This is a genomic window from Legionella rowbothamii (assembly GCF_900639985.1).
In the GTDB taxonomy this organism is placed as follows: domain Bacteria; phylum Pseudomonadota; class Gammaproteobacteria; order Legionellales; family Legionellaceae; genus Legionella; species Legionella rowbothamii.
On sequence record NZ_CAAAIM010000013.1, the window covers coordinates 16,377 to 38,636 of the forward strand.

The window sequence follows — 22,260 nt, forward strand, 5'->3', positions numbered from 1 at the left end:
CATATTGTAATCAATTGGATTTATAGGCTACTATAAAGGATGATTCCAGAGCATTAATTTTAGCACTAAGTTAACTTGACGATGCCCTATAGCCTACTGTGTCTAAGTCAAATTGGTATGGGCTGAGTCACCCAGTTCGTTTGCTCAGTCTAAAAAATAGTGCAGCAATTATTTCAGAATCATTCGAAACGATTTATTGTGGTTGTATTTATCAAGGTAAAACCGTGACTCTGGATTCGGGTGGTATGAGCGAGGCCAAGGAAAAAAAGCGGGTTAATCGTATCGAAATCGAGCATATGTTAAGGCGCTTTGGCAACAGGTTATAAAATTCAGCCTTGTTCTGACTTTTTAAAGAATGTGAGCGAAGCTATATGCGGGCCCCCTGATTTTACCGTAATCTTTATAAGAGGATCATGGATGTATGGTACCCGAACTGAAGTATCATTCATTAATGAGCAGTTTGGTCTATACGGCTGAGATCTGCCCAAAATACAAGTTTTTTTGAATCAATGCTTTTTTTGCAACAGAGCCCAATGGAGTATGGTGGGGAGCCCATTCACGCGGAACAATTAAAAAATGCCTGGCACCTTTTTTTAAAAACATACCATTTAGAGCACATCATCATTGCAATACTAGGCTTACGCGCCTGCCTATTTATTGGCCACACCCTATTAAAGTGATTTGAACGAACTTATGGAAAGGTACCTTTCAAAAATGGTGGAGCAATGAAAAGAAGCAAAACTCCGAGGAGAATTTGGTTTTAGAAGAGCGAATAGCGCGAAAAATAGCGCGTATTTTTTTACGCGCAGCGGAAGCGAGGCGTAAAAGCAAAATGATTTCGCGCTTATAATTCCACCTTAATGATTCAATCATCCCAAAAGAAATTGAAGGTAGTTAATAGACAAACTCTTAATTCGAACTCGACGCCCTTTGAGAACAAAGAACTACCCGCTTTCGAACTCTACCACTATGACCGGTTATCTATTTTGCTCTCTGCATTAAATAACCAGACCGCAATCTTGATTTCTGGCTAGGGCACCGTCAACTAAACTATTGCGCTAGACTGTATTTTATTTAGAGGCAGAGCGAGCCTCCTCAACTAAATTTTGAGCTCACTGAAGTTTAGTTACCGAATGAAAAAATGCTATCAAAGAAGCCGAAAAGATACTGCTATCCTGGAGAGATTATAAGCATTGTGGGGTGTGGAGTGATCACCAATGTGATGACAGCTGCCTTGGCATAATCCTTGTTGCAGTTGCATGAGCACTTATTTAGGAACCAGCAGCTATTCTATTAGCTGGCTGGTTCGTGTTTTGTACTAATTCCTGCAAGCAGGAGATTATTACCGTCGACTTCTTTTTCGGAGGCGAACAAAGTCTTCTTCGCGGTCTTCTTCATGCTTTCTCTTGCGCGTTGAGAAAAATCCTATGGACGTTGATTCCGGTGGTGCTTCGACATCCATATCAATTACTTGACAAAAACCTAGCGCATTAATTCGATATAGCAAGTCATGGGCTAAAAAATCAGGCTCAACGGCCAGAACTTTGTTTTGTTTGCTAATTAATGGACTAAGATACTTTTTATAAATGTCGTTAAAAGTTAACACATAACCAATCTTGTCCTCATAGCGCCTGATTACTCGCCCGAGCATTTGCTCAATATCTTTTTGCGGTTCTTTTTGCGACGGTTTACGAGCAATGATTTGCCAGGCCAGATCTGGGCAGTCAAAACCAAAGCGTAGTTTTCTTACCGCAAGTAAAACGCCCGGATTCGTACTCGCAATAAAGTTTTTTACCTCCGTCGAGGCTAAACCATTGCTGCTATGAATGGCGTATGCGGTAATACCCTGTTGATCAAGCACTTTTTTAACATAGTCACACAATTCAATCGATTCGAGATAAATAATTCCTTTACTTTTCGCTAAAGGACCACTATCTCCAAATCCTGGATGATATTCAGTCTTTAGGATCTGTGGTAAGCATTTGATTACATACTTCACGTTTTCTGTGGAGTAATCTCGATTAAATTTGCCTGTAATAATTCCTGCATGAAACTCACCATTCAGTGCATCTTCCAAAGTAAAGGAATAGACGGTATCTTTTATAATATCATCTTTGGGAGGAGTGGCGCTGCTGGCGATAAGTTGTGGGCCACCCAGCTTACGTACCTTTTCTACCATAGATGCATACTCATGATATTCATCCAGAAGAATTAATGAGGCACTACGTACTAAAGCGCCATCTTTCTCTTCCATGAGCTTGGAGAAACTGTCCGCACAACAGATAGTAATTGATCTTTGTTGTCTGAAATGATTATTTGTTAATAGGGATTTGGCACTTAAGCTCTGAGCATGGCTGGAAACAGTCACTATTGCTTGAGCAGGTATACTTAGCGAATTATGTTTATCAGTCAAAGACTGATTATATTTCATTAAATCCTCATAAAACTGAATAACCAGATCGATCTGGGGCGTGATAATAAATACATGTTGATTGGGTGCGGACGCATGGTAGGCAAAAAGGGCTAAGGTGGCTTGAATAATACTTTTTCCACTTCCGGTGGCCATTACGAGGCGGGAGACGGGTTTATCGAGTATAGGAACGTTATGCACCGCTTCTACTTGATAGGGGCGTAGCACACTGGTGTTAAAATCGTATTCATTAATTAATGTGTAAAACCGTTCTTTAAAATTCTGGCCATTATTTTCAGAAGCTGATGCGGTAACCGTGGATGTCCTTAAGCGATTATTTGCTTGTGCATGGAGGCTTAAAAGATCGGTATTTTGGATAAACTCTGCTTGTTGTGCATATCTTTTATAGTTGCTCTCAATAAGTCCATTAAATGTAACCTTAGTTTTTTCTACAAGTTCCAACAATTGTTCAGTGATTCCATCTATAAAGGCGATGCCATTAATTTTTTCCGCTTTTTTACCCGTGGCAGCAAATGCATTTTTGTTTTTCTGGGAGCGAAAAAGGCCAATATTGGCAGTTGGCATTATTTCATAGCCAGGACACTTTTTTTCTTTCAGCAGATGGTGGAGAAAAATTTGAAAATAATAGTCTTCTCCCCACGCTGCTCCATGAGAAGCATCTGGAAATAATAAAAAAATGTCTTCATTATCGATAAGTACTTCACGGATGAGCTTCATATTAATCATAAATAACTTGGAGCCAAGTTCCCCGGTATTTTTAGAACGTCCGTTCATCGTAGCAACACTGATGCAACCTTTTGGGCCGAGCTCAGTTTGTAAAAAAGTAAAGGCGTCATCCCAGGTATTTCCGTTAATTAAGCTGGGGTTCCATGATATTTTTTGGATGTTGTCATCCAGCATAACGAATTCCTCAAGCTTGAAATGATGAGCATACAGGAATAGTGCAATACGCCGTGCGGTAATGCTTCCCAATGACTCATAGTGTCCATAATACTTGCTATCAAGGCGTTTAATAACCAGCAAATGAAGGTTTGGGGATACATAAGGTTTTAATTCTTTAGATTCGTCCTCGGTACAAATTAATACACAGCCTCCTTTGTTGTGGGGAAGCGGAATAAGCGCATTAGTTTTTCTGCCAGCACAAATAAATGTCCACTGCACAACCTCGGGCGTGGTTTGGTTTAACGTGATAAAAGACGCCTCAAGCGTCTTAATGTTGAGATCAATAGTTGTAATATTATGGGAAAAGCTCATGGAGGGAAGGTTACTGATTTGCTCAAAAGAACACTCGGTGACAGGACGAGGAGGTGTTGTAGATGAATGCAAAGGTTGGGGCAGGCGAGAAAGTGGACCTGCTATATATTTTGAATGAATACCGCCTTTTATTTGGCTTTCTGCGTGTACATTAGCCCGGCTTTGGTACTCTTTAACTTTTTCTTGGTTATTTGTGAATGTATAGCCTTTGATTATCGTCTCGGCTGAGGCATGATGTTGAGTGAAGTATTCCTCTACTTTTTTGTGGTTATTTGCAGCAGCGTATCCACATGCAATTTCATTTACCGAAGCATTATAACGAGTGCGGTATTCTTCGACCTTATCGTAATTTTTTGCTTTAATATATCCTTGGATAATAAAACTTGGAGATGCCCCATACTGGCTTCGGTACTCCTCGACTTTTTCGTGATTGCCGACCAGGGCATACCAACGAGCTATGTCATGCTCTGAAATATTGTGCACAGCGCGGTATTCTTCGACCTTATCGTAATTTTTTGCATTAATGTATCCTTGGATAATATGGTTTAGAGAGGCCCCATATTGACTGCGGTACTCCTCGACTTTTTCGTGATTGCCGATAATGGCATACCCAACAGCTATGTCATGCTCTGAAATATTGTGCGCAGCGCGGTATTCTTCGACCTTATCGTAATTTTTTGCATTAATGTATCCTTGGATAATATCGTTTAGAGAGGCCCCATACTGGCTGCGGTACTCCTCGACTTTTTCGTGATTGCCGAGCTGGGCATACCAATGAACTATTGTATTCACTGAAATATTGTGCTGAGTGCGGTACTCCTCGACTTTTTCGTGATTGCCGACCTGGGCATACCAATAAACTATTGTATTCACTGAAATATTGTGCTGAGCGCGGTATTCTTCGACCTTATCGTAATTTTTTGCATTAATGTATCCTTGGATAATAGAGTTTAGAGAGGCCCCATACTGGCTGCGGTACTCCTCGACTTTTTCGTGATTGCCGACCTGGGCATACCAATAAACTATTGTATTCACTGAAATATTGTGCTGAGCGCGGTATTCTTCGACCTTATCGTATTTTTTTGCTCTAATATATCCTTGGATAATAGAGGTTAGAGAGGCCCCATACTGGCTGCGGTACTCCTCGACTTTTTCGTGATGGCCGACCTTGGCATACCACTGAGCTATTGTATTCACTGAAATATTGTGCTGAGTGCGGTATTCCTCAACTTTTTTGAGATTATTTGCTATCATATATAGTCTTGCAATTTCAACTGCCGAGATTACATTTTCCTCACGATATTTTTCGACTTGTGCATGCTCGTTTCCGTTAATAAGGTTATAGACCTTATATTGAATTGGTGTGAAAGGTACCTCATTTATAATCATTTTATTCTCACATTGGCTTTAAAATGTCGCATTATAACCATACAAGATCTAATTGTCTATTTTTTAACCCCACCCCCTCACATTGAAAAATCCTTTTTGGGGGTTATATGCCGCGTTAGGCGTAATGCCCAATGATAATAGATTCAATGGATTTCCTTTGCTATCTTTGAATTGGTCACAATGTCTCTTTTTTTGCGGGGTATTTTTAAGGAGAGGTCTTCAAAAAGGTACGAAATTTGGCTCCGTTGCAAAAACAAAACCCTGTACAAAAATAAAGCTTCTGGATAGATCTCAGCTATAGATTCCAAATTGTTCATTAATAAATGAGACCGCAGTCCGATTGCCATACATCCAGATATTGAACTGTCCTTTTTTAAACAGGCGCATAATTTCAAAGCCCCTGATGGTTGCATAAGCAGTTTTCATGGAGTGAAACCCTCTGACCGGATTGATAAGACCCTTAAGCTTTCCGTGGTCTGTTTCAAGCCGATTATTGCGGTATTTTATCTGCAGATGGCTTACATGATAGGCCAGATTTCCTTCCTGCTTTAGTTCTTTAATGGCCTGGCCATAGGCTGGATTTTTATCGGTATTGATCACACTGACATCACAGGTTGGGTTCGATTTGAGTAGCTTCTTCAGGAAGCGTTTCGCAGCTTTCGCATTCCTGTGGTGGGAAAGGTAAAAATCAATCGTATTGCCTTGTTCATCCATTGCTCGATACAGGTATTTCCATTCACCTTTTATCTTGATATATGTTTCATTAAGGTGCCAGCGACTAGCATAGCGTTTCTTACGCCACTCCAGTCGTTTTTTTAATTCCGGGGCATAATATTGAACCCAGCGATAAAGCGTAGTGTGCTCTATAGAAAGACCACGCTCTGCCATCATTTCTTCCAAATCCCTGTAACTAATCCCGTATTTACACTACCAACGCACACAGTGCAATATTACTTCACCATGAAAATGACGCCATTTAAATGCGGCAGGTTTCATTGAGCGCATTTGAGATCTCAGTTAATAGTTTTAGCTAGACGTATAAACTACTGTTCGTTTTTGCAACGGAGCCTGAAAGATTGTAATCCCACTTTTGATGATCAATTCGGGTCAATGCAATTATAAATGCGAGCCGCTTTCTCTATATATCTTGCTGTAGAGCGATGGCATTTAATTCTATTAAAAAAGAACCTAAATTTATAAAATTATTTTGTATTAAATTAAAATAGTTAACTAGAGCATCTCTTTCATCATTGGTATAATGATTGATACTGAGAACCTCTTCCTTGGCTCGACATAATGAGTCCATAAAATTCAATTTTAACGGTCGATTGCTTTGCCCGATCTGTAAAGTTGAAATAGCTTCCTCCAAGAAGAAACTAAAATTTCCTGGTAAATCTTTTACGTATGGGAATTGCGGATATTTCTCCATGATGGGTGTAAGACAGACATATTTCTCCAAATTAAAAGCTCTTCTTTATATGCTACGATTTGTGCACCGAGTGCAGAGTCAAATTGTTCCGGTGGGCAAAAGTCGAAAAGGTACACTTTGCGCTTTTCACCACCTTGTTCACTATCTAATATTGAACATGAGTAGCCAATATTTTCTGCATGCAAATCAGAAAGTCCCATAATACGACAAATCAAGCTTAGAGAGATTAGATCTTTTACTAATTTGTCCATACGTTTTTTAGGAACCTCTTCACTAAATAACGTAAATTGTTTGTTTCCATCTGTGGTTTTTTAGAGTATTTCAGATCTTGTGTGGCTACGAAATAATCATTCTCTTGTGATATAAACTGGCATTTTGGTCCAAATCCAGTATATTCTAAAGTTTTATAAATGAGTAATTCGTTAAGTCGTGGTTTGGATTTTTTGGAGAATCTATCTTCACTAGATGTACCATTCGAATAGGTCTTAACATAAAATATTTTGAGTGGGCTGTTGTCTTGCGTAATTGTTGCAATGCAACCTAACTGTTTTCCATTTACCTTTAAGCCTCAGCTATCAACCTGTTCTGAAATTCTCTTGATTGACATTGTCGCCATTTACTCAAAGCTAAGGTGGCAACTTTATGACAAATGTCGCGATGAAAGACCAGGGCTTCAGCTTCTATTTTTATTTGTTCAGGAGGATTTCTACGGCAAATGTCGATTATCAAGCTCTCATTTAACTTTGGTGCATAGTGAGGCAAAAAGGGATGCGCATTAATTACAGCAAGGTCGGCAATCATTAAACGTAATTCATCAGGTAATTTGGCTGATTAAAACGGCTTAAATACGAGTCATTAAAAACTGCCGCTATGGATTCATGATGGTGTCTAATTGCGCCATAAGCCTTTGCTCAAGCTCTTCCTGATTCAACATTTGCGGTGGTCCTTTGAGCAAATCTCTTACCCACAAATCAAATAGACACCGTTCTCTTATTGTTGGCTCGAACTCACGAAAGGCCATCGCTAAAATAGAGTCTTTATTTTCCTGGTAGGGCTTAGTAATGGAGTCATCCAATATTTCTGCAGCAGCTCTTGATTCCAAAACAAAAAACACCAGCTCCCACTGGCCTGCTTCGGCGAGAATCGCTAGCACTGTTTTGCCTTTGTCAGCCCCTTCGTCAGGGCTTGCGTTAACATTAACCCCTGGGAGTTTAAGCAGCTCGCTGACCAAGGCCCATTGCTTATTTCCCACAGCCCACCAGAGCACCGTGACGTGGTCATTTAAGTCTGAATTATCTACACTAATCCATTTTTAAAAGCTTCATAAAAATAGTGGGTGTTACCAAGCCCAAACTGGCAATGAGGCTTGGGCCATATTTTTCATCAAATTAGATGATATTCGTGTTCATACTATTTTTCTTTGTACTAAAAAAATCACTTAATTTTTGAGTAAGATGTTCATTTTGTGTAAGAAGTCCATAGTTAAGAATATCTGGTTCACATAATTCCAATAGAGAAGATTCAGGACTTTTTTCTAGTGTATCTAAAATTTCTTGTAACCCCTTGTCTGTAATGCTAGTAAAGGAAATATCCATTTTTTTAATACGAGTAGATTTTCCTATCAATTCGGCAATATGAAAGGCGCTTACATCGGTTATTCCCTCATTAGTATTAACGTCCAATAATTGAACGGAAGAGAGATTTTCTTTTAGAGAATTTAAAAGGTAAAAAAAATCTTCATCATCTAACCCGTTAGTTCCCAAATAGATTTCTTCTAGAGATTGATGCCTTCTTATCGATTCTCCTAAAAATTTAATAGCCCCTTTCGAGTTATTACCAAGAAATTCGAGTTTTTTAACATGAGTACTATATTTAAGAGCACTGAATATCTCTCTTGAAGATTCTGAATCTAAACGAAGCTGACCGCATTTAACTACTTCTAAAGAAGGATCATTAGCAGTAAGTCTCGTTACAATGGTTTGTACGGTATCATTTTTAACACTAAATAGAGTAAACATTTAAGATCTCCTAATAAAAATTTCAAAATTTATATTATAATTTTATATTATAATAGTGTGTATTTCGGCCTAAGACTCCGCAACTTGCGCTGTGATGCAAAATCAAAAAGTAAGAGTCGCTCATATTGAATTACTATTTAAAGGATTATTGAGAGTGGAATTGCACGGGGTAAATTTAATATTTTTTACACTCTAATAAGATTAATATCAGAGCAATTATCCACCACAACAGAACTGATAAAACCCCTAAATTAACAAATTACCACTATACTTCATGCAGTCCATTTCGAGTTCAAAGGCTCTTTTCTTTTTCATTAATAAACATTTGGATTAAATTGTTTTTTCCAAATACATGGAAAATAACAACCATATGTGTTATATTTTGCTCATTAAGAGCGCAAATTAAACATCTAGGTAAGCTGCATTTATTCCTAAGGTAACTTTTTACTTATTTGACAGAGACATAAAATATGGCACCTCAAACTCAACCTCAAAATACAGAACCTAAATTACAGCTCGGTAATTTTCAACAAGGCTTAACACATCTTAGAAACATCCCTACAGAACAACTCTATCGTCTGTATGTGGATGGGGACAAATTGAAGCATGAAGAAGGACCGATGCGTTATGATCGGCGCTATGAAACTGAGAATGGCTCAAGGAATAATGAAAATGAAATACTAAAAGCGCTACAAGGTTTGCTAGCCCCTATTCAACATGGAATAGGCCAAGAGCAGAAGGCATTGGAGATTCCTAACGAATTGCTTAAAAAAATTCATTTTCGAATCATGCATAAAAATGACGGATTTTACGATGCTGTGTATGCAGGTTGCATGGATGGTTCAGGTGGTTTTGGAATGAGCCAAAATAATATGTCTAAAGAAGGCTTAAAACAATTGTTACAACGCAGTGCCGATCCACTAGAGACCGCTTATCGCTATACTTTAAATCCAAACTCACGACAATTAGACTTTGTCAATAAAGAAGACTGCCTTAATCAATCGTATACAGAAGAAGAAATAGATCGATTTTACACCACGCTTCGTTTTGGAGGCGGTTTTTTTCGCACTAGTGGGAACGACTTAGATGTAGAGGATAATAACTACGCTCAGATAATGGAAGGTTATACCCAGAACTTTATTAAGCAGTTTGAAGCAGTTAAAAATGAAGGGAATGTAGATGAAGTGATTCACACCATAGTGGATTACATTCAGCGCTGTGAACAACTTCATCCTTTTCCAGATGGAAATAGCCGTACGTTTGTAAATACTATGTTGTGTTTTTGCCTCATGCACGCAGGACTACCGCCAGTCATTTTTGATAAGCCCTCAGTATTAGATGGGCATTCGGTAAACGAGATAACAGCAATCGTTAAAGAGGGTTGTATTAATACCTTAAGATTAATAAATGGCGAGGATGGTTGTCATGGTTTCAACCATGCAGAAATGATGACATTAAAAAAAGATGACCCACATTTAAAAACTATCGTTATGCAAAGCTACGATATAAAAGCTAGTTTAGATGAACTGCTCGATCCAATCTTAGGTGAAAATACCCAGCCTGTAAGTGTAGAACGAGCCTTAGAGATAGAACAATACAAACTTAAGGCCTTAACCCAAGAGATTCAATCCCTATCACAGATATTATTAAAGGTACAAGAGCTTGCTCTAACTCCAGAAGAGAAAAATGCAATCGCTGAAACAATCAAACAAGCAACTACATGCTTAGATAATGCAAATATAACTGAGTTATTCGATAAAAAAATGTCTTTGTATACTGCGCTTGATGCCGCAGTTAAAAAAAATATCGAACAGGTTAAGCGAGAATTGGAAAACTCGTCAACACAGACAGCGAAAGTGAAAAGTACGTTAGAAGAGTGTTTATCTTCCTTGAAACATCTCGACTATTCGCTTGAGGATCGATTATTATTAGGTAAAAATAATCATACAGAAGAGAAATATTTCACTTACCTCACAGATCGTATAGAGAAAGTGTATCAGGATTTAAAGAAAGTTACGGCAGAGCCACAATGCCAAAAAATTCGCGCACGATTACAAGACCTAACCACAACCTATCTGAGTACGTTAAATTCTGAACATAAAAATTATGCTTTAGCGAAGGAGTTAAAGGCAAAATTAGAGAGTATATATTATCTGTCTTTTGATTGCATTGATAACTTTTATCAAAAATTAAATGAAGAGGATAATCTGCAGTCTATTAAAAATGATAACACCCGTTCTGCTGCTAAATTCGTTTTGGGAATTGCTGTAGTTGCTGCAACGATAGCCACTGGTGTTTTACCTGGGGTTCTAGTCATGTGGGCAACAAAAAAGTGGCCTAATGAGCTATTTAATACTCATGCAGATACATTTGGAAAAGGCGTTGCTAAAGAATATAAGCTATTTATCTCTCAGCGCCCCAAGAATGAGGAGCCTGCGTCGGAAGAAGATACCAAATTTTCTCCTGGCAGTTGAAGGTAGTGTTTAAATAACTATGTCACCTCTTTGAATTTATTATAATTTGTACAAATAAAAGAGGTGACATAGTTAGATTTAACCACAACAACTGATACAGTAACTTCAAATATACTTTCTATTGAGTGTGTTCATTTAACTGTGTCACCTCATTGCTTATCTAAGCCCCAAAGTTAAATGAACACACTCATAATAAGTGGCTCCGCGAATACGCACTTGCTGCTCATCCAAATGCCATTTATCCGAGCGTCTGGGCGCTCTTTTCTTAATGACACTCTTAAACTGGGTACCAACTTTAATGCACCATTGACGTATCGTCTCGTAACTGACGTCAATCCCTCGATATAATAAGCGCTCCAAAACATCTCGATAGCTGTCATTAAATCGATGGTAACTCCACACTGCAATGCTGATAAGCTGTGCGGGGTAACGGTATCTTTTAGGCTTATTTTCCAACATCACGCTCGGCCTCTAAATAAAATACAGGCTAGTGCAAAAGTTAAATTGACGATGCCATCAATATCCATACTGGATTTAATCAACCTATTTACCATATCTGGAAAATATCTATAGAGTTCTTACGCTTTATTTTGTCTTTAAATTATTCCTTTGTTACAGTTTTCTTTAGTAGTAAAACAACATTCAACTAAGGAAGTTATCATGTTAAAAAAAGGATTATTGGCATTGTTGCTGCTTGCGCAACAAGCCTCCGCTGGAAAATCACTTTTGATAGAAATACCACCAAAAAATAATTCAGTTCATATTGCAGAGATCGCGCTAAAGTCTGAGGAGCACAGTGCGGTGGCCTGTTCTAACTTTGTGCAAAAATGCACCGTAAATATCAGTAGCCTTACTTGTTTGAATCCCCCTGGCTTCATTACCGTGACCAATAACTCCCTAATCAGCGCCAAAAACATAACCGCATCATCTACCGATACAAACTTCATAAGTTTTGTGTCTCAAAATAATAGTTGCCCACAAATATTAAATCCAAAAGCAAGTTGCACTATCTCCTTTATTTCCAGTGCAACCAGTCCATTTCTAGTACCTAATGTAGTGGTCAAAGGAACAAATACAAATACAACGTTTTTCAACATTAATGCAGTGCAATGTCAACCAGGACAAACAACATTGAGTGCTACGCCATCAACTTTAGCTCTCTCAGTTAACGACACAACACTCAATCCGGCATTAACTGGAAATCCAAGACAGATTACAATTCAAAATACCGGAATAAATGATGCTATAGGCTTAAACATTACCTACCCGACTTGGCCGGGGGGAACACCTGCAACTACGGCATCATCAACTTGTGGTTCTACTCTGGCTGCAGGTGCTACATGCACGATTACAGTTACGCCAGGCGCTAACCCCACCTCCAACTGCAACACAGGGATTGCGCCAACACCTGATACCATTACAGTTAGTGCCACTAATGTTACCACCGCTGTAACGAGCGATGTTGTGGTATTGAGCTATGGCTGTCTGTATCAAGGTGGTTTTATTTATTCGATAGATGACACGACCACCACTACAAGCAACATTGCCGGTAAAGTGGCATCATTGGTAGACCAAGCCGCACCTTATATTAGTTCCGGCCCTCAAGCCACGAGTATTATTTGGAGTTCCAATGGAAGCGGGGGGGCAAGCGCAAACGGCAGTAATGATATTATTCCATTAATCGCTGACAGTTCTACGCCAAACGATTCATATGCCAACGCACAAACAACGTACAACGCAACGTACTCCAATACAAGCTTTTTTCCCTTTCCGGCATCAAGTGCGTTTGCTATTTGTAATGGAGCAAGCGAGGGGCAGTGCAATAGCGGTAATATTTTAGCACTTTATGATGCTTATAAAACAGGTTATGGTATTGGTGGCAGTCCTTATACGCTTTCTGCTGGACCAACAAACCGAACATATTATGCTGCGGGCTTATGCACGGCAACCATTAATGCATATTCCGATTGGTATTTGCCTGCTGTTTGTGAAATGGATGCGGTGAATGTTTTTACCACGTGTCTTACTGGAGAACAAAGCATGGTGGCCAGTCTTGCATTCTTGCTTGGAGACCCAAGCTCAGCAACCCCCAGTATTTCGTGTTCTCCTCCTACTGGCGCAGATTGCCTTGCAGGCAATTACTGGAGTTCCACCGAGTATGCGAACAATCCGCAGAACGGCGCGTGGTATGAATCCTTCACTAGTAGTGGCAGCCATCAGTTTCTCACTCTGGTTAAGTCCAATGGGTTTGGGGTTAGATGTTCTCGAGCGTTAACCTTTTAACCCGTGCGTTCCTTTTCTTTTGACTTAGCTTTGCAAAAACCTGCAAAGCAAGTCATTTTTGAAATTATGCTCTTAACCCCATGCTCAAAGTCTGTTTTATGTCTACTGAATATCAAGGCGCCGTAGGCGCACAGGCCTGCGACTTGTCGTGTTCCGTGCTACACTAAGCGCTTGTATTCTACTCGGGGTTTCGGGCAGCAAGTTACCATTTTAGCCGGTGGCATATTATGTGAATAACAAATGACTTTATTTTGCCCATAAAAAAGAGATACTGATATTAACTACTCAGGCTTAATCGTAACCTAACTGTATGTATTAAGCGGATAATCAACCCCTGCGTTAATTAGGCTAGTTGTTTCACATAATACAAGAGAAAACCTCTTATTTATTCACATACAACCTATTATGCGACTAATTTTTAGGCTAAACGTGGGTTGTTTTTGAATAAAATCGTAATTTTTGGTCTGAATAAAAAATGTTTGGATTCATAGAGTTAGCTCTAGACCCGCCAAAATGGTAAATTGCTGGCCGAAACCCCGGATAGTTAAAAAAGACGCGAAAGCATGACGGCAGTCGCAGGTGAAGTAAAGAAAAAAGAGAGCCCGAGCTCCGGGCTCTTGCAGTATTACTCCAGGGAGATGCCTAAAACCGAGGTTGTGTACCACCCAGGGATTTAAATACAAAGGGTTTGGAATGCGGATTGAGTCCTGGAGCAAAAAAATGGTTGGGGTTGAAGGTATTGGATTGAACCTGGCGGGGTTGAATAGACAGCTTAAATACCCCCTGATTAGTTCTATTTTCTTGACCAGAAACCCCTTGGTCTGAGAGTTCATCGACCACGCGCAATACGGCCTGTTTGACCGGATGAATCTCTTCCCCTGAACAACTACTATGCAGCCCTTTCCCATAGATTAAAGTAAGCGCTGAAATAGAGTCCGTTGCCTTCATCTCCTGCTGCACACGACTTTTGAGTCCGAAATAGACCATGCCAAATGACATTCCATGCAAGTTTAGTCTTGCCCCCTTCTTCATATCACCCAGCTTAAATTGCTCTATGGCCTCATTAATCAAGACTTCTGCCAGTTCGGCATCCGGCTGCTTACTCTTGGCAATCGCATCGATGGTGCTGGCGTAGGTAATGGCATCAGCCAAGTTTGCCTTCTTGGCTTCCTGCAGTAACTGCACCGCCCGCTCGGTATCCGGCTCCTTACTCTTGGCAATCGCATCGATGGTGCTGGCGTAGGTAATGGCATCAGCCCAGTTTGCCTTCTTGGCTTCCTGCAGTAACTGCACCGCCCGCTGGGCATCCGGCTCCTTACTCTTGGCAATCGCATCTAAGGTGCTGTTGTAGGTAATGGCATTGGCCAAGTTTGCCTGCTTGGCTTCCTGCAGTAACTGCACCGCCCGCTCGGCGTCCGGCTCCTTACTCTTGGCAATTGCATCGATGGTGTTGGCGTAGGTAATGGCATCAGCCCAGTTTGCCTGCTTGGCTTCCTGCAGTAACTGCATCGCCCGCTCGGCATTCGGCTCCTTACTCTTGGCAATCGCATCGATGGTGCTGTTGTAGGTAATGGCATTGGCCAAGTTTGCCTTCTTGGCTTCCTGCAGTAACTGCATCGCCCGCTCGGCATTCGGCTCCTTTCTCTTGGCAATCGCATCGATGGTGCTGTTGTAGGTAATGGCATCAGCCAAGTTTGCCTTCTTGGCTTCCTGCAGTAACTGCACCGCCCGCTCGACATCCGGCTCCTTGCTCTTGGCAATCGCCTCTAGGGTGCTGTTGTAGGTAATGGCATCAGCCCAGTTTGCCTTCTTGGCTTCCTGCAGTAACTGCACCGCCCGCTCGGCATCCGGCGCCTTACTCTTGGCAATCGCATCGATGGCGCTGTTGTAGGTAATGGCATCAGCCAAGTTTGCCTTCTTGGCTTCCTGCAGTAACTGCACCGCACGCTGCGCATCCGGCTCCTTACTCTTGGCAATCGCATCTAAGGTACTGGCGTAGGTAATGGCATCAGCCAAGTGTGCCTGCTTGGCTTCCTGCAGTAACTGCACCGCCCGCTCGGCATCCGGCTCCTTACTCTTGGCAATCGCATCTAAGGTGCTGTTGTAGGTAATGGCATCAGCCAAGTGTGCCTGCTTGGCTTCCTGCAGTAACTGCACCGCCCGCTCGGCATCCGGCTCCTTACTCTTGGCAATCGCATCTAAGGTGCTGTTGTAGGTAATGGCATCAGCCAAGTGTGCCTTCTTGGCTTCCTGCAGTAACTGCACTGCCCGCTGGGCATCCGGCTCCTTACTCTTGGCAATCGCATCTAAGGTGCTGTTGTAGGTAATGGCATCAGCCAAGTGTGCCTTCTTGGCTTCCTGCAGTAACTGCACTGCCCGCTGGGCATCCGGCTCCTTACTCTTGGCAATCGCCTCTAGGGTGCTGTTGTAGGTAATGGCATCAGCCAAGTTTGCCTTCTTGGCTTCCTGCAGTAACTGCACCGCCCGCGCGGCATCCGGCTCCTTGCTCTTGGCAATCGTATCGATGGTGCTGTTGTAGGTAATGGCATCAGCCAAGCCCTTGGTTACAGCCATCTTATGTACCAGCAAAGAATACTGAGGTTTATGTAATTGAGACAGGCGTTTAATGAGTTGATTTAGAATTACCGTATTAGGGAAAATATGCTTATCCAGCATCTCAGTCAATAACGAGGTGACCTCATCCAGCCCTTTGTCTTTTAACTGTTTGCTGTAGAAAATGTAAGTGCGTTTATCAGCATCTGCTTTTATATTGCACCCTTCCATTCGCATTATTAATGAATTGAAAGGAGCAACTTGGTTTCCAGTCTTTTTGTTTTGCTGTCTAGTTAATCTCATCGATGTAATCCAAAAATCAAAGTGTAAAATATTAGCTCACAATAGATGTTTATTCAACGATAATTTCGTATGGCACCGTCAAGTAAACTATTAGTGATGTAAAAAGGAGCCGGAGCCTAATTTCAGGCGCAAAGAATCTCGGTTGCAGCAGACCACCAAATTTCTTTGGCCTTTTGAAATTGGTCTCTTCCATGAGAGGCTGAATGGGTATAGCGCCCGACGGCCACAGCAAAGAGATTACGCGTTTCCCCCATGAGCGCGATGACGGTTTGTGCCCCTGCAGGTGATTTGAAACGAATGAGGCACTTTTCTTTTCTGCGTGTGGGTTGATGAGCATTTTCAACCCGATTATTAAGCCCTTTATGCGAGCGATGCTCGACTCCTTTGCCCATCTGACGAATTAGTTTTGTGGAGCTCCTGAGCTTATCGATTACAATCACCCGAGGCTTTGGATAGGTGTTCAATAGACGAGACAGAAAGCGGATGGCCGCCTTTTTATTACGTCGCTTTTGCAGAAACACATCCAGTTCATAACCCTCATCATCCACAGCACGCCATAGATAATAAGTGGCTCCGCCAATACGCACTTGCCCACTCGATTTCCCTTCATAGCTTAAGCAGTATGAATCAATTGATACCTCTTCAAGCTCAAGGAAAATAAATTTTTTATATATTGGGCTTGGGGAGTAAGGGAACGGCCAACCGAGTTAGGCATTAACCTGCTTTGCAATTGGCTAGTTCAAATCTTGCTCGTTTGCAGATTGTTACACAGAGAACTACCTACAGGAGAGGCCCTCCTTTTGACGCCCTATCCTGGATGTAAGATTTAAACAGCTACTGGATGTCTTCTATCATTATTTTGTTTATTACTGATGTGGGCTTCGATAAATTTACTTTTGCGCTCTTCTTCTAAATAGTTTATGTATGAGGAAACCTCGTCATAGATAGTCGGAATTTTTATATCTTGTTCGTTTAAAAAATCATAGTTAGTACAAGAAGAAACAAATTCAATCATGGAGTTAAAATATCCATCTATATTAATCAGTCCAAACGGTTTTTTAATCACGCCTATTTTTATAGCACACCATGTTTCGAATAGCTCATCAAATGTGCCTATTCCTCCTGGCATCGTTATCAACTGCGATGATTTTTCATGAATTAAACGTTTTCGTTCGTACATTGAACCCACTACATGCAATTCATCTAGAAAGTCACAGGGTTTTTCTATTTCAGCAAGGTGCTCAGTAGTTATCCCGATAACGGTTCCACCATATAATTTAACAGTTTCAGCAAGGAGTCCCATTAATCCTGTCCCACCTCCACCATAGACTACAGTATATCCACGTTCAGCAACTCCTTTCCCTAAAGAGATTATGGCATTTTTAAAAGATGGATTGCTTCCCATGTGGGATCCTAGATAGACGCCTATTGTTGGAAGGAATTTTGATTGTTCGTGATTCATAATTACCCTTGAGATGATTTGGATGCTAATGTAACAAAAATAAGAACATCGATCCAACTTGGATATTGACTTAAGAGGTTTGAGCGCGTGTTTTGCCATAATCCACTCTTCATTGGTTTATAACGTGGTCTCAAGGGCGGTAAAAATGAAAGATATTTTTGAATATTTTCTCGAACCAAAATGGAATTTTCTCCGACACCTCCTGTAAAAATAAAGGCAAACGGCTATCATATTCCATTTACGGTTTATCTGATTCAGCCAATAAGGCCTCATGTGCACTCTCTAGCGGGAGCTTTGGAATATTACCTGTTAAGAAATCACATTCGAAAATAAGACTTTGATTAGATTGTAAATCATGACTTAGAAGATAATTAGAATTATACTTAATGAACCTAGATTAAAAATCTAGCATACTGTCTGCATTATTAGCCATAATTGCCCACTTCTTTAATTTATTCACATTAGTATTTTAAGCAAATTATGAGTTCTATATAATACCTATTCAAATTAGGTGTACCTATTTTAAAATGAGAAAGAAATGCTTGCCCAAGATGTTCTTAACAAGATAGATAGGTATTGGCGTGCAGCTAATTACTTATCAGTAGGTCAAATTTATTTGCGTGATAATCCACTACTTAAGCGCGAGTTAGTTTTTTCAGATATTAAGCCCAGATTATTAGGCCATTGGGGAACCACTCCAGGTCAAAATTTTATTTATGCCCACTTAAATCATATTATAAAAAAATATGATTTAAACATGATGTACATTTCAGGACCAGGCCATGGTGGTCCTGCAGTTGTAGCGAATGCATACCTTGAAGGCACATATAGTGAGCTATATCCTGAAATTACCCAAGACGAAGAAGGGGTACGCAAGTTATTTGCTCAATTTTCATTCCCAGGCGGGATTCCAAGCCATGCATCCCCAGAATGCCCAGGCTCTATCCATGAAGGGGGTGAATTAGGTTACTCTTTAAGTCATGCTTTTGGGGCTGTATTTGATAATCCAGATTTATTTGTTGCTTGTGTTATTGGAGATGGGGAAGCAGAAACCGGGGCTCTTTCAACCGCATGGCATTCCAATAAATTTATATGTCCAGTAACCGACGGAGTGGTATTACCCATTCTTCACTTAAATGGATATAAAATAGCGAATCCAACCATCTTGGCTCGTATTACGAATGAAGAGCTGGAACAATTGTTTTATGGCTATGGTTGGACCCCGTATTGGGTGGAGGGAGATGATCCTCACGTGATGCATGAGAAGATGGCTTCCATTCTTGAGCAAGTCATCGAGCAGATTAAACTTATTCAATATGATGCGCGTTCTAATAAGAGTACGCAACGCCCACGTTGGCCCATGATTATTTTAAAGACTCCTAAGGGTTGGACGGCTCCTAAGATGGTAGATGGGGTCCAGATTGAAGGAACCTTTCGTTCTCATCAAGTACCCGTTTCTAATTGCTCTAGTGACATGGGGCATTTAAAAATCTTGGAACAATGGCTTAAAAGTTATCAACCCGAAGTTTTATTTGATGAGCAGGGTAAATTATTCAATGAGTTAAGAGTTATTGCCCCTGAGAATGAAAAGCGGATGAGTGCTAATCCTCATACTAATGGTGGTTTGTTATTAAAGACACTTAATTTACCTGATCCAGGTGATTATTCTGTAACAATCTCAGAACGCGGCATGCAAGGAATAGGTGATACACGTGTTTTTGGGGCATACTTGAGGGATATAATTCGGTTAAATTCAAACAATTTCCGTGTATTTGGACCAGACGAAACCATATCCAATGGCTTAGAAGCGGTATTTGAAGCGACCAAACGTCAATGGGATACTCAAACTCTGCCTAATGACAATTTTTTATCCACACAAGGCAGAGTACTGGAAGTATTAAGTGAGCATCAATGTGAGGGGTGGTTGGAGGGATACTTATTAACTGGTCGCCATGGTCTTTTTAACTGTTATGAAGCCTTCATCCACATTATTAGTTCTATGTTTAACCAACATGCCAAATGGTTAAAAGTTACATCATCTATTCCTTGGCGTAAAAAAATCGCTTCCCTTAATTACTTGCTGACCTCTCATGTTTGGCGGCAAGACCACAATGGATTTTCTCACCAAGATCCAGGGTTTATTGATCATGTAATTAATAAGAAAGCAGAAATAATTCGCGTCTACCTTCCACCGGATGCAAATTGTTTATTATCTATCATGCATCATTGTTTACAGAGTAAACATTACGTCAATGTAGTCATTGCAGGAAAACATCCAGCACCACAATGGCTTTCCTTCGATGAAGCAAAGCAACATTGTGCCAATGGAATAGGTGTTTGGGAATGGGCAAGTCACAATAATGGAAAATCTCCTGATGTCATTATGGCTTGTGCAGGAGATGTTCCTACTCTTGAAACATTAGCTGCAGTTTCTATTTTACGTGCTGAATTACCCGATATAAAAATTCGTGTTATTAATGTCGTTGATTTAATGAAATTGCAACCCGATTATGAACACCCACATGGATTAAATGATGAAGAGTACAATTGTTTGTTTCTTGAGGATAAACCCATCATTTTTGCATATCATGGATATCCATGGCTCATTCATCGATTGACCAGTAATCGGTCAAATCACAGAAACATACATGTCAGAGGATATAGAGAAGAGGGTACAATCACCACCCCTTTTGATATGACTGTATTAAACAAATTAGACCGCTTTCACTTGGTTCTCGATGTTCTTAATTGTTTACCTGCCACAGGTTACAAAGAGCAAAAACTAATTGAGCACATTAAATTAAAATTATTGGAGCACGAGAGCTACATAAGGCAACATGGGCAAGACTTACCGGAAATTAGAACATGGAAATGGGACTCCAAGGTAGTTCATACTCAAAACGCAAGCTTAGCGAAGTAACTAAGGTCATCCTTAAGATGACCTTTCAATTATGATATTTTTACCTCGATTTGTTTTTCAACATTTGATTCTTTTTTAGGAATTACAAACGTTAAGAACTCCATGTTTATAAGAGCCTCAATTTTTGATTCATCAACAGATTGAGGCAGGCTAAAACGACGATATAATTGTCCTTACACTCTCTCCATGCATGAATAAGTGTCTTCATTCTCAGACTTTTCAAAGTGCCTTTGACCATGAATAGTTAATACAGTATTGGTTAATGAAACTTTGATATCTTCTTTATTCATCCCAGAAATGTCTGCAACAACGATAAATTTATCTTTTTCTTCCTTAATATCCGCAGCTGTGGAGCCCATGCCTATCAGTCGATTCTTTAAAAAAATGTTCTAACATTTGATTTAATGTCTTTAGGAAAAGGTAAATAGTTGTTCTTTTTTAGCTCCATAAAAAAATTAATTCAACCCAATAAATGAAGCGGACAATCTATTTTCAAGTCATTAAGAAGTATAAATTAGTTATCCAAAAAAAGGCCGTAATCGTTTTGCGGCAGCACGTTTTTCTAATTGTTCAGATGTTCCTGGGTTATCAAACTGTTTAATAGAGTAATTGGGGTTTGGGTTATAGACACTAGGCATTAGGTGAAGTACTTGTTCGGTTTCTTTAAGCAAATTATTGAGTTGGTAGTCAAGCAAAGGTTTTTTATTTACTTGGAGGTAGAGCTGTTTTCCCTGCTCAAGACCATTCATGATGGCTTGGTGAAAATGTGAAATAGGTCCCCTTAAGGCCGCAATGTAATCCAAAATAGGCTCTCCCGCTTGTAATTTTATAATCTGTTCCATTTCCGAATCAAGCTTGTGTACTACGTCTAAAAACTGATTTTGTTTGTCCAGTAGTCTGGAGAATTCTTTTGTTATAAGGTGATGTTTTTGAGACCGTCTATCCCGTAATGCAAAAGAAGTATGGGTATTTTTATATCGCTCAATAATTTTAGACAGATAACCAGTTAATATGGCTAAAATATTTAGGATCTGTTTTAAATCTTCATTGCCTACTGCATAGGCTAATCGATCTATATTCATTTTAGCTGACTGCTGCGGTTGAATTCCAAGATAATACAACAAATTATGATCAAGACTTAATAAAAAGCTCAAAGCATCTTCGCAGCTTAAACGATATTGCAGCGTTAATTGAATTTTGAGTATTACATCTTCATCAGAAGAGCCGTCATCGTCACTATCAGTTGTTACTTGCAAAAGTTTACTTAATAAAGATTGAGTCTCATTAAGGTATAATTTAGCTTCATTTATTAAATGATCAATTTTGTTCGCTATGCTGTTCATAAAAATCTAGATTTTATAATGTTGTCATGACCAAATAAATTGGGCCTGTTTTTTCTCAAAGTTATTTATATTCTCTAATGTAGTTATATCCTGCCGAGGGTAAAGTGATTAGCTGCACACCTCGCCTATTAATGAAATCATTCACAAAACAGCATACCACATCTGTTGGAGGAACTGCCCCGATATTTTCTGAATTCAGATCGAAACCATAATAATTAATTTCATGATGATGGAGTTGATTTACTTGATCAAAAATGGGCCGTTGATATCTTTGTGTGCTAAAAAAAGAAATTTTCATAAATACTTCGTGAATCAGCGAATTATATTCTGCATCTTAATTCATAATATGAAAGAAAATCCAATAAGATTTTTCCGCAGCAAAATGTTAGAATTGAAAACTA

14 protein-coding genes and 2 pseudogenes are annotated in these 22,260 nt (G+C 39.9%); 4 read left to right on the forward strand and 12 right to left on the reverse strand.

The features are described from left to right. Positions 1-98 precede the first annotated feature (98 nt). Entirely contained in the window at positions 99-326 is a 228-nt protein-coding gene (locus E1P08_RS15785) for a hypothetical protein (RefSeq protein ID WP_133137955.1), read from the forward strand. A gap of 1,016 nt (positions 327-1,342) precedes the next feature. Here the strand turns inward: E1P08_RS15785 and E1P08_RS15790 are convergent. The 5 genes and pseudogenes from E1P08_RS15790 to E1P08_RS15810 all read right to left on the reverse strand — a co-directional run bounded on the left by E1P08_RS15790 (position 1,343) and on the right by E1P08_RS15810 (position 8,521). Beyond that, complete coding sequence (locus E1P08_RS15790; RefSeq protein WP_133137956.1) at positions 1,343-5,074, reverse strand: DEAD/DEAH box helicase; 3,732 nt, start codon at positions 5,072-5,074, stop codon at positions 1,343-1,345. Positions 5,075-5,365: 291 nt separating this feature from the next. Next, a pseudogene (locus E1P08_RS15795) lies at positions 5,366-6,079 on the reverse strand (IS6 family transposase). 393 nt (positions 6,080-6,472) lie between these two features. Further along, on the reverse strand, positions 6,473-6,754 hold the full coding sequence (locus E1P08_RS15800; RefSeq protein WP_133137957.1) for a hypothetical protein: 282 nt from the start codon (positions 6,752-6,754) through the stop codon (positions 6,473-6,475). A gap of 617 nt (positions 6,755-7,371) precedes the next feature. Further along, the gene (locus E1P08_RS15805) at positions 7,372-7,755 is read right to left on the reverse strand and encodes a hypothetical protein (RefSeq protein WP_133137958.1); all 384 of its coding nucleotides are present in this window, start codon (positions 7,753-7,755) and stop codon (positions 7,372-7,374) included. Positions 7,756-7,891: 136 nt separating this feature from the next. Beyond that, positions 7,892-8,521 carry a leucine-rich repeat domain-containing protein gene (locus tag E1P08_RS15810; RefSeq protein ID WP_133137959.1) on the reverse strand — a complete coding sequence of 210 codons (630 nt, stop codon included), beginning with the start codon at positions 8,519-8,521 and terminating at the stop codon, positions 7,892-7,894. Between the two features lie 470 nt (positions 8,522-8,991). On the opposite strand from E1P08_RS15810, the gene E1P08_RS15815 reads away from it, so the two are divergent. After that, positions 8,992-10,995 carry a Fic family protein gene (locus tag E1P08_RS15815; RefSeq protein ID WP_133137960.1) on the forward strand — a complete coding sequence of 668 codons (2,004 nt, stop codon included), beginning with the start codon at positions 8,992-8,994 and terminating at the stop codon, positions 10,993-10,995. 156 nt (positions 10,996-11,151) lie between these two features. Here E1P08_RS15815 and E1P08_RS15820 read toward each other — a convergent pair whose 3' ends face one another. Then, positions 11,152-11,454 carry an IS6 family transposase gene (locus tag E1P08_RS15820; RefSeq protein ID WP_133137961.1) on the reverse strand — a complete coding sequence of 101 codons (303 nt, stop codon included), beginning with the start codon at positions 11,452-11,454 and terminating at the stop codon, positions 11,152-11,154. 201 nt (positions 11,455-11,655) lie between these two features. Between E1P08_RS15820 and E1P08_RS15825 the strand changes: the two genes are divergently transcribed. After that, the gene (locus tag E1P08_RS15825) at positions 11,656-13,278 is read left to right on the forward strand and encodes an Lcl C-terminal domain-containing protein (protein ID WP_133137962.1); all 1,623 of its coding nucleotides are present in this window, start codon (positions 11,656-11,658) and stop codon (positions 13,276-13,278) included. A gap of 642 nt (positions 13,279-13,920) precedes the next feature. Here E1P08_RS15825 and E1P08_RS15830 read toward each other — a convergent pair. From E1P08_RS15830 to E1P08_RS15840, 3 genes are all read right to left on the reverse strand, one after another. Then, positions 13,921-16,134 carry a pentatricopeptide repeat-containing protein gene (locus E1P08_RS15830; protein ID WP_133137963.1) on the reverse strand — a complete coding sequence of 738 codons (2,214 nt, stop codon included), beginning with the start codon at positions 16,132-16,134 and terminating at the stop codon, positions 13,921-13,923. Between the two features lie 122 nt (positions 16,135-16,256). Beyond that, positions 16,257-16,721: a DDE-type integrase/transposase/recombinase gene (locus E1P08_RS15835; protein ID WP_165485211.1), complete on the reverse strand. Its 465-nt coding sequence runs from the start codon at positions 16,719-16,721 to the stop codon at positions 16,257-16,259. A 239-nt stretch (positions 16,722-16,960) separates the two neighbouring features. After that, entirely contained in the window at positions 16,961-17,596 is a 636-nt protein-coding gene (locus E1P08_RS15840; RefSeq protein WP_133137965.1) for an LOG family protein, read from the reverse strand. A 538-nt stretch (positions 17,597-18,134) separates the two neighbouring features. On the opposite strand from E1P08_RS15840, the gene E1P08_RS15845 reads away from it, so the two are divergent. Then, on the forward strand, positions 18,135-20,516 hold the full coding sequence (locus E1P08_RS15845) for a phosphoketolase family protein (RefSeq protein WP_133137966.1): 2,382 nt from the start codon (positions 18,135-18,137) through the stop codon (positions 20,514-20,516). A gap of 29 nt (positions 20,517-20,545) precedes the next feature. Here E1P08_RS15845 and E1P08_RS17550 read toward each other — a convergent pair. From E1P08_RS17550 to E1P08_RS15865, 3 genes and pseudogenes are all read right to left on the reverse strand, one after another. Next, positions 20,546-20,875: pseudogene (locus E1P08_RS17550) on the reverse strand (Hsp20/alpha crystallin family protein). Between the two features lie 159 nt (positions 20,876-21,034). Continuing rightward, positions 21,035-21,859 carry a hypothetical protein gene (locus tag E1P08_RS15860; RefSeq protein ID WP_133137968.1) on the reverse strand — a complete coding sequence of 275 codons (825 nt, stop codon included), beginning with the start codon at positions 21,857-21,859 and terminating at the stop codon, positions 21,035-21,037. Between the two features lie 61 nt (positions 21,860-21,920). Further along, positions 21,921-22,157 (reverse strand): Rossmann-fold NAD(P)-binding domain-containing protein, encoded by a 237-nt coding sequence (locus E1P08_RS15865; RefSeq protein ID WP_133137969.1) that lies wholly within the window; start codon positions 22,155-22,157, stop codon positions 21,921-21,923. Positions 22,158-22,260 lie beyond the last annotated feature (103 nt).